A 7886-nucleotide genomic window follows, 5' to 3' on the forward strand; every position below is an offset into this window, starting at 1 on the left:
TATTAAGGTAATGAGCTATTATAGATCCGGTTCTTTCATACTATATTTATATTATTTTAAAACTCATAATTCCGAAGTCTTTAACTCTATAAAATTAAACATCAATGGGACATTTGTTGAACGTTGTAAGGATTTTATCCCTTGCGATATAAAGGTCCAACTAGCTATATATTGCTCATTATAACCTTCAGCATCCGTATCAGGCATAAATTGCAATAGATACTCTTCTAATGGTAAAGCTAAGTCATCTAGAAATACTTCTATATTATCAACTTTTGTTTCTGAAGACGGATTGGGGTCATCAAAAATTACATGCTCTAAATTCCTAGAAAAATAGAACATTTGATAATTGTATTTGTTAGAAACAATACTACTCACTGAATTCATAGTGCGAATATTTCTACTTCTAATATCATTTCGGTTCAGTATATTATTCTTTTGTGCTTCCGTTGAAACACTAATGCAATTATTTTGGTAATAAGTTAGAGTTTCTTGCTGGTTATCTACAAGGACATTATCTTCAGGAATTAAACAACCATCTGTATCCACTATATGAATAACAGCTAATATGTCTGACTGCTTAAACTTTCTCTTTATTAAAACTTCTTTTACTATTTCTCCAATAACATCCTTGATAGGTTTCCCTTGTCTTTTTATGTCATATAAAATATCACCACGTTGGGGTTCAAAGCGAATTTCATGGTCTTTAAAAAGCTCTCTTAGACGATCTATGAGTAAAGTTTCGTCGCTTTCTCCTTCAACAATTAAAAGCACTACTTTTTTTCTATTCTTCGCCATTTATCTTACCTGCTTTTCTAAACGACTTTTTTATGTCGTACAAGTCTGTTTCGCCATAAATAGGTTCATCTTGTCCGCCAAGTTGCACTGCACGTAAATAGATATCGCGTGCATTATTTAACTTTTTAACACCTTTTAATTGGAGATAGCGATCCTCTTCATTAAGAGTCGTAAACCATAAATTACGAATAGGAAGAACTTCCAAGATTCGTAAATTGTGTGATGTGAAAAACAATTGTCCTTGCCCATTCTCACTTATTACTTCTAATAATTCGCCTAGTAAATATTCGAAAATACCTGCATCTAGTTCATCAATTACTACACATGCATTAGGATTATTGTACACTGCTATTAATGTGCTAAGAATTGAAATTAATTTTATAACCCCAGATGATTCACTTCTTAAAGGTAGTTCAATACTTCCTTTGGTAGATAAAAACTCGAAGCGGATACCATCTATTCCGTTATCCATTTTTTCTTGATGAATTTTTCTAATTTTAATTTGAAGACCAGGTATGATAGTTTTAAGAACAACATTCGTTTGTTCAATAACTTTTTTAATTGTATCAAATAGCGGAGGTGGTAAGACCATTGTATCACTTAACTCATACGGTATACTCCCTCGTATATTTTCAACATGTACGTTAAATGGCATGACTATATTTGCTATTAATAATCCAGATTGGATTTGATCAATCACGTGAAAGTCTCTATTGAAATCTACCAAAAGATTGTTCATTATTTCAGTTTCTATTTCATTTAAAAAATAATCATATACTTCTCTTAATTCTTCTCTAAAAATAAACGAGGTGGCATTATCGTTTGCCATTCTATTTGCTACCATTACTGTTACTCTAATATCTTCATTCATTGATTTTATCTTTTGATTTCTAATGGAAATTTCCTGATTATTTTTGTAGAAAATATCTTTAAATCGTTTCTTGCTTATATTTTCTCTATAGGAGACTTTTTCTTTTATTACTTGTAGCTTATCTTTTCCTTTACTTATTGAAACTTCATATTTTACGAAAAACTCTCCAAGATAATTTTTAATTATTAGATCAAAGGACAAGTCAATGAACTCTTCATTAAAGTATAATAAATGCTTAGATAGTTCCGGCAGTTTCCTCGTGTCTAATAAAAGCTTTAAAAGATTAAATGCTTCGACAATTGCAGTCTTTCCAGATCCATTTTGCCCGTAGAAACCTATTACATCGGCAGCAGTTAGGTTATCAAAGGTTGAATTTGTACTGAAATTTCCCCTTTTAACATTTTTTAAATTTTTCACTTCAACATTTGTAACTCTAATAATACTCGACATATCGTTTCCTCCTAGGATCTTATAACTTTTATGTCTTTCAAAAAATTATATCACACAAAATTTTACTTATAAATAATTTCGTTTAAATTTTTACCCAAATAAACTTTAAATTAATGATATTTTATAACTATTAAATAAAATGGACAATTTTTAATCATTTTATTCAATAACACCTCTTTTGGTGTGATTTTTTTAATTTTGGTTTAAATAATAGGTGCCTGTCCCCCAGTACGAGGAGTGGGACGATGGACCTGTCCCCTCGTTCCACCTCTCCATGATTAGAACAATCCATATGTATACCTACATTGTAAATCAATTGATTTTTTTATAAGCTAGAAAAAAAGATATCCCAGAAAGGATTTTTTTCCATGGAAGAAAAGATTAAGGAGCTTACTTTGTTATTGTTATATTTAACATCTTGGAAAGAGCATGATTTTCCCGATGAATTAAGGCGAAGTTGGAAGGGATACCCGTTTGACGTATTAAATGAACTGACCGATGAGGATTTGATCAGAGGAGGTATCAGATCGAAATCTGTTTATTTAACCGAGACTGGAGTGAACGAGGCTAAAAAGTTATTAAAGAAATATGTGGGGACCTAACCTTGGTACATAATGTTTAACAAATGAAGAGATACCATATTGAGGAGATGTGGATGGTAAGTGAATATAAATAATTTTGAGAACCATATTGACAAAATAATATTAGACAGAGGATATAACTATTACATCGAAGGAAATGTGGTTGAAGCTATTGAACAAGGGGAAAATAAGTATCTTTTTTATGTAGATGGCAGCGATAACTACGAAGTATTGATTGATATTGGGGATAATGGGGACATCTTATTTTCCCAGTGTGATTGCCCCTATGATTTCGGGCCTGTCTGTAAACATGAAGTAGCTGCCTACTTTGAGCTGTCTGACATGTTAGATCCTTCAACCTCAAGTGATAAGCTTCCGAAAAAGCAGCACAAACAAATATCGATGCAAGAGGTATTAAGCGATCTTTCAAAGGAAGAATTGATAGATATTATTACACGGCTCGCAAATGAGGATGATACTTTAAAAAATAACCTCCTCCTTAAGTACTCAAATGGGGACCATCAACATGAGCTAGAGGCATGTCAGGAGTTTATTCATTCCATTATAAGGAAGTATACAGGCAGAGAAGGATTTATTAGATATCGAGATGCGAGTGCTTTTGTAAGAGAGTTGGATGAGGTATTAGAAAAGGCAAGAAACACAGATGATGCGCTCCTAGCGATTGATATTTCGTTGCTATTGATAGAGGAAGCAATTGATGCATTCCAGTATGCTGATGATTCTGGTGGGGATATTGGTTCTCTTGTAACAGAAATTTTTAAGGTAATAGGGGAAATTTCCATCAAGAATAAAGGGACGGACCATCAAAAGGAAATATTCGAAAAACTATTAGCTCAAACGGATAACAATGTTTTTGATGGTTGGTTCGACTACAAATTTGACTTGCTCCAAATTTGTCTGGAGTTTGCAGATGATGAAAAGCTATGAGAGCCGCTAAGGAGCAAAATCGAGTCCATGGTTGATAGAAGTAGCAGCCGCTATGAAAATGAGGAGCTGCAGCGGCTAATGTTTCAGATCATTGAACAATATGGAACACAAGAAGAAGCAGACCAATTTATATATGAGCATCTTCAGTTATCAAGCTTTCGGGAGCACCTTCTAAAAAAGTATCTTCAAACAGAAAACTACCACAAAGTCATAGAAGTTGCCATAGACGGTGAAAAGAACGATAAACAATTTCCAGGATTAGTATCCAAGTGGAAAAAATTCCGGTACCTAGCCTATAAATTTCTTGTTTTAAAAGAAGAGCAGCAAAAACTGGCAAAGGAGCTTTTATTTGAGGGAAACTTTGAATATTACCACGAACTAAAGGAATTAGCCGAAACGGAAAATCACGATGAGTTTTATGCAAATTTAAAACAAGAACTTAAAACTAGGCAAGGACGGCACTCTAGCTACATATTCCTCGAATTAATAAAGGCAGAAAACGATCTTGAAGAAATGTTGGAATATGTTAAGGAGAACCCCAGATTTATTGAGGATTATGCCGGGAAGTTAGTAAAACCATTCAAAGAAGATGTCGCCAAAATATATAAACAGTATATCGAATCAGTTGCTAGCACTTCATCCAATCGAAGAGACTATCAAGGGGTATGTCATAAAATAAAGAGATATAAAAAAATTGCAGGGACGGAAATACAGAGAGAATTGATCAATGAATTAATGAGCTTATATCGAAAAAGACCAGCTTTTATTGACGAATTGGGGAAGATTCGATGATTTGAGTTTCCTTGATTATTAACTCTACCTAAGCGCCTGCCCCCCCAGTATGTTAACACATTAACGCTGGATACTTTAGCTGGGTGGGGTCAGGACCTGTTTCCAAGTTTCCAAACATAATCCGACTGTACTTTAGAGAAGTCCTTTAAAACCGAGACGAACATCTTATACTGCCATTTTACTTCCTGATCTGGCAAAGAAAAATAAGCACACACAAAAAAGATGCTTATTTTTCTTTGCCGAATATATTATTAATTAGGGTATTAAAATAGATTGCTGTTGCTCGCCTTCTTATTGTGATAAGAAATAGAATAGAAGCTGTACTCCCTAGCAAAATAATAATAATGACCCTTAAATCAATAGAAAAAATTTCATTTAAATTATTTTTCACTAAAGACTCTTGCAATATCACATATAAGCTAATTATTAACCCATAAATTGCAAGGAGAGTAGGGAAATACTTCGATGGATCATAGGTTTCTTCGAAAACTTTAGCCCTACTTTTGACTAGCGCTTGCTGTGTAGCATTCATTCCCTTTAAAAAATCAATATTCTTGTTAATAGCTTTAATACTTGATTTCGATTTTTGAGGAAACAAATGTTGGTCAATAAATTTTTTGAACTCTTTATCATCTTTTCTTGTTTGTTCTATTAAGTCATGAATAAATATTGTATCCTCAGAAGCATTATGTTGAGTTAACTCTGTCATCCTTTTCGCTCCCCTCTCATTTTCCTATCTACCTAAATTCGACAAAAGAAGAGAGAGTCCTATATTATTATATTGACAGTTTTTTGACAAAAGAACAAAATCGGTAACGCGACTTAATCACGACCCACGCCGTGAGGCTGGATGGATAAAAATACGCAAAATATAGATTAAAATATCCGAGTTTCTACTATATAATAGACGGTTAATTTCACTCCTCTTTCCTTCTAATTCCACGATTCATTTTTATAGCGAATTTCACCCCATAAAACGCAAAAAATGGCCCACCTCCTTGAATGGAGATGAGCCTGATTGGTCTTTTTTCTACTATATAATTAATGAAGTTTTCTCTCTTACAATCCCTATTGATATAGAGTTATAGTTTTTTCATAAAATAACCCTTATAATTAAGTTAATAGTTTTATATGGGAGCGGATATATTTTGGTAAGAGGAAAAACAACCAATGGGTTAATGCGTCACCTTAGGGACAAGCATGGCATTGAAATTAGTGGCAGCAAACAGAAAAGGGATTTGTTGAATTTAGGATACTATCATGGATACAAAGGATATCGTTTTATTGGTCATGCCAGTAATCAAATACCATTCACCAATTTCGATGAAGTCGTTGGTGTCTATGAATTTGATACAAACCTTAAAACGATTTTATATCCACGAATCATGTTCATTGAAACAGCAATTAAAAACTATACACTAAATACTCTGATTGGAATAGGACCGGTAGACTTTGATTTTGTCTTTTCACACCTATTAAATGATTATAAGAAAGAAAATACGGGTAATAGTAAGTATAGGGACAAAATGAAGAAACGGCTTGATTTAAGGAATAAGATTCACCAACAAATCAGTTATAATTATTCAGAACAAAAAGCCGTAATTTCACACTTTTTCCATACCAATAAGCCGATACCACTGTGGGCAATATTTGAGGTAATTAATCTTGGGGAATTCGGTTTTTTCTTACAATGTTTAAATCAGGACACGAGGATTGCCATTGCAGAGGATTTAAACATGCATACAACTAACCATAATCAAAATGGTAGAATTGTTGAAGATATCATTTTTCTAATTAAGGAACTGCGTAATGCTGTTGCACATAACTCAGTTGTCTTTGATTGCAGGTTTAAAAAAACAAACCCGCCTTCACGCTTGAAGGAATATCTGCAAAGCGAGACTGGCATTACAAATATTACATTCGATAACATTGTGGATTACTTTATCATTGTGATTTTTCTTCTTAAGAAGCTTGGAGTAACCAAAACTGAATTGAAACAAATTGTTCGAAAGTTCCATGCGGAGTCTGAAAAGCTTAGAGATGCCATACCAATACCGGTTCACACCTCTATAATGGGGTCCGATTTTAGAAACAAAGTAACTAGCTTAACGAATTATATTTAGGCTTGTACTTTACGAATAGGACAAACTGTAGTATCATAATATATAACTAATAGCGGTGTACAGCTTCGGCTTACACTTAAGGGGACTGGATGCGTCTGGTCCTCTTTTAATTTTGTCTAAAAATATTACTAAAAACCCACCAAGTGGCTCTGCACAAGCCTACTCAATGGGTTCCTCAATACTTCTTCAATAGCAATTATCCATCCAGCCCATAACCAATGGAATCTAATCCTTTTGCTAGATTAATAGATTCCTAGATTACATTTATTTCTCAGTATCTTTCACATGATACAAATACTCCCTAAAATTCTCTCTTTTTCTCAAGAAGCGCTCAAATGTCCCTTCCTTCCACAATGGCATAACCACTCGATCAACAAGTGTTGTTTTCCCCATTTGTTTTCTTTCCAGCATAAAGGCTAACATCTCTTTCACCGTCCTCGGTTCCCGACAGTACTCGAGAAGGGCAGCCACTTCTGGTCCTCGAAGAAACTCTTCGTGTTTTGCTTTTACCTTCGCCCACCGCTCCCTTTCACATTGTTCCTGGAAAGTAGAATACACCTCGTTGGTCGTCCATTCCAATCCGAAGCGCAAATGATACACAACGCTGCCATCTTTATATACAGCCGCTTGTTTTAATACATCTTTGTATATATCACTTGGGAAGGCTTTTGATTCACTTTTTATATAAGCTTTCAAGTTTTTCATAAAACGCTTGAGTGCCTTTCGTTCCTCTTCCGCTTTTTCCTTCCGATCTCGAAAAGCCGCAAGTCTCTCATACATGGCACATAACTTTTCAGTCATTTGGTCAACTTTTTCTGTATCTCTCCCCTGACCATGAAGGCTTTCATCGACCACCTCGTAAAGTTCTTGGTTTAATAGTTTCACTTCCCATTCTAGCTGCTCTTCCTCCATTTTCTCTTCAGGGGACAAGTCCAGCTGTTCAATCGCCTGCTCCGCCTTCTGATAGAATGTAGAATCCTCATAAATATTTGTTAATAGGTGTTTAAAATCCTGTTCAAAATAGTCCTGTTTAAAACTCTTAGAATCACAAGGATCATGAACATGATAATGCGGAAAGCCTGCTCGATAACAGACCCAAAAGTGTTGATAATAGTCACTATTTTTTTTCGGCCTCTTATTCACATAATGGACCACTTGTTTTGAACATTCCCCACAAATCATCTTCTCTAAGAATGTTTCATTTTTATTCTCATTGATTTCTGGCAAGGTGTTTTCAATCAATGTCTATGACGCTAAATCTTAATAATTCCGCCAATGTATTTGTCAGTCTTGGAAGTAATTACATAACGACAATAGCCTAAT

At 34.3% G+C, this 7886-nt stretch carries 8 protein-coding genes; 4 read left to right on the plus strand and 4 right to left on the minus strand.

Annotation, left to right across the window (positions count from 1 at the left end; all coding sequences use genetic code 11):
* Positions 1 to 63: 63 nt before the first annotated feature.
* Together J2S07_RS19790 and J2S07_RS19795 are read right to left on the minus strand one after the other, a co-directional pair.
* The gene (locus J2S07_RS19790; RefSeq protein ID WP_307152134.1) at positions 64 to 798 is read right to left on the minus strand and encodes a hypothetical protein; all 735 of its coding nucleotides are present in this window, start codon (positions 796 to 798) and stop codon (positions 64 to 66) included.
* Positions 785 to 2119 carry an AAA family ATPase gene (locus tag J2S07_RS19795; protein ID WP_307152135.1) on the minus strand — a complete coding sequence of 445 codons (1335 nt, stop codon included), beginning with the start codon at positions 2117 to 2119 and terminating at the stop codon, positions 785 to 787. Before J2S07_RS19795 ends, J2S07_RS19790 begins: the two co-directional genes overlap by 14 nt.
* Positions 2120 to 2487: 368 nt before the next feature.
* Between J2S07_RS19795 and J2S07_RS19800 the strand changes: the two genes are divergently transcribed.
* Genes J2S07_RS19800 through J2S07_RS19810 form a run of 3 tightly spaced genes read left to right on the plus strand, consistent with a single transcriptional unit; the run spans position 2488 to position 4440 of the window.
* The gene (locus tag J2S07_RS19800) at positions 2488 to 2721 is read left to right on the plus strand and encodes a DUF6429 family protein (protein ID WP_307152136.1); all 234 of its coding nucleotides are present in this window, start codon (positions 2488 to 2490) and stop codon (positions 2719 to 2721) included.
* A gap of 60 nt (positions 2722 to 2781) precedes the next feature.
* The gene (locus tag J2S07_RS19805) at positions 2782 to 3648 is read left to right on the plus strand and encodes an SWIM zinc finger family protein (protein ID WP_307152137.1); all 867 of its coding nucleotides are present in this window, start codon (positions 2782 to 2784) and stop codon (positions 3646 to 3648) included.
* A 27-nt stretch (positions 3649 to 3675) separates the two neighbouring features.
* A complete protein-coding gene (locus tag J2S07_RS19810; protein WP_307152138.1) occupies positions 3676 to 4440 on the plus strand; it encodes a hypothetical protein in 765 nt (254 codons plus the stop codon).
* Between the two features lie 226 nt (positions 4441 to 4666).
* Here the strand turns inward: J2S07_RS19810 and J2S07_RS19815 are convergent, their stop codons facing one another.
* Positions 4667 to 5149, minus strand: coding sequence for a YomK family phage-derived protein (locus J2S07_RS19815; protein WP_307152139.1), 483 nt, complete (start codon positions 5147 to 5149; stop codon positions 4667 to 4669).
* A gap of 439 nt (positions 5150 to 5588) precedes the next feature.
* Between J2S07_RS19815 and J2S07_RS19820 the strand changes: the two genes are divergently transcribed.
* Entirely contained in the window at positions 5589 to 6563 is a 975-nt protein-coding gene (locus tag J2S07_RS19820) for an Abi family protein (RefSeq protein ID WP_307152140.1), read from the plus strand.
* 264 nt (positions 6564 to 6827) lie between these two features.
* Here J2S07_RS19820 and J2S07_RS19825 read toward each other — a convergent pair whose 3' ends face one another.
* Positions 6828 to 7706 (minus strand): hypothetical protein, encoded by an 879-nt coding sequence (locus J2S07_RS19825; RefSeq protein WP_307152141.1) that lies wholly within the window; start codon positions 7704 to 7706, stop codon positions 6828 to 6830.
* Between the last annotated feature and the right edge of the window lie 180 nt (positions 7707 to 7886).

Origin of the sequence: Anoxybacillus andreesenii, assembly GCF_030813005.1 — a bacterium.
Lineage (GTDB): Bacteria > Bacillota > Bacilli > Bacillales > Cytobacillaceae > Robertmurraya > Robertmurraya andreesenii.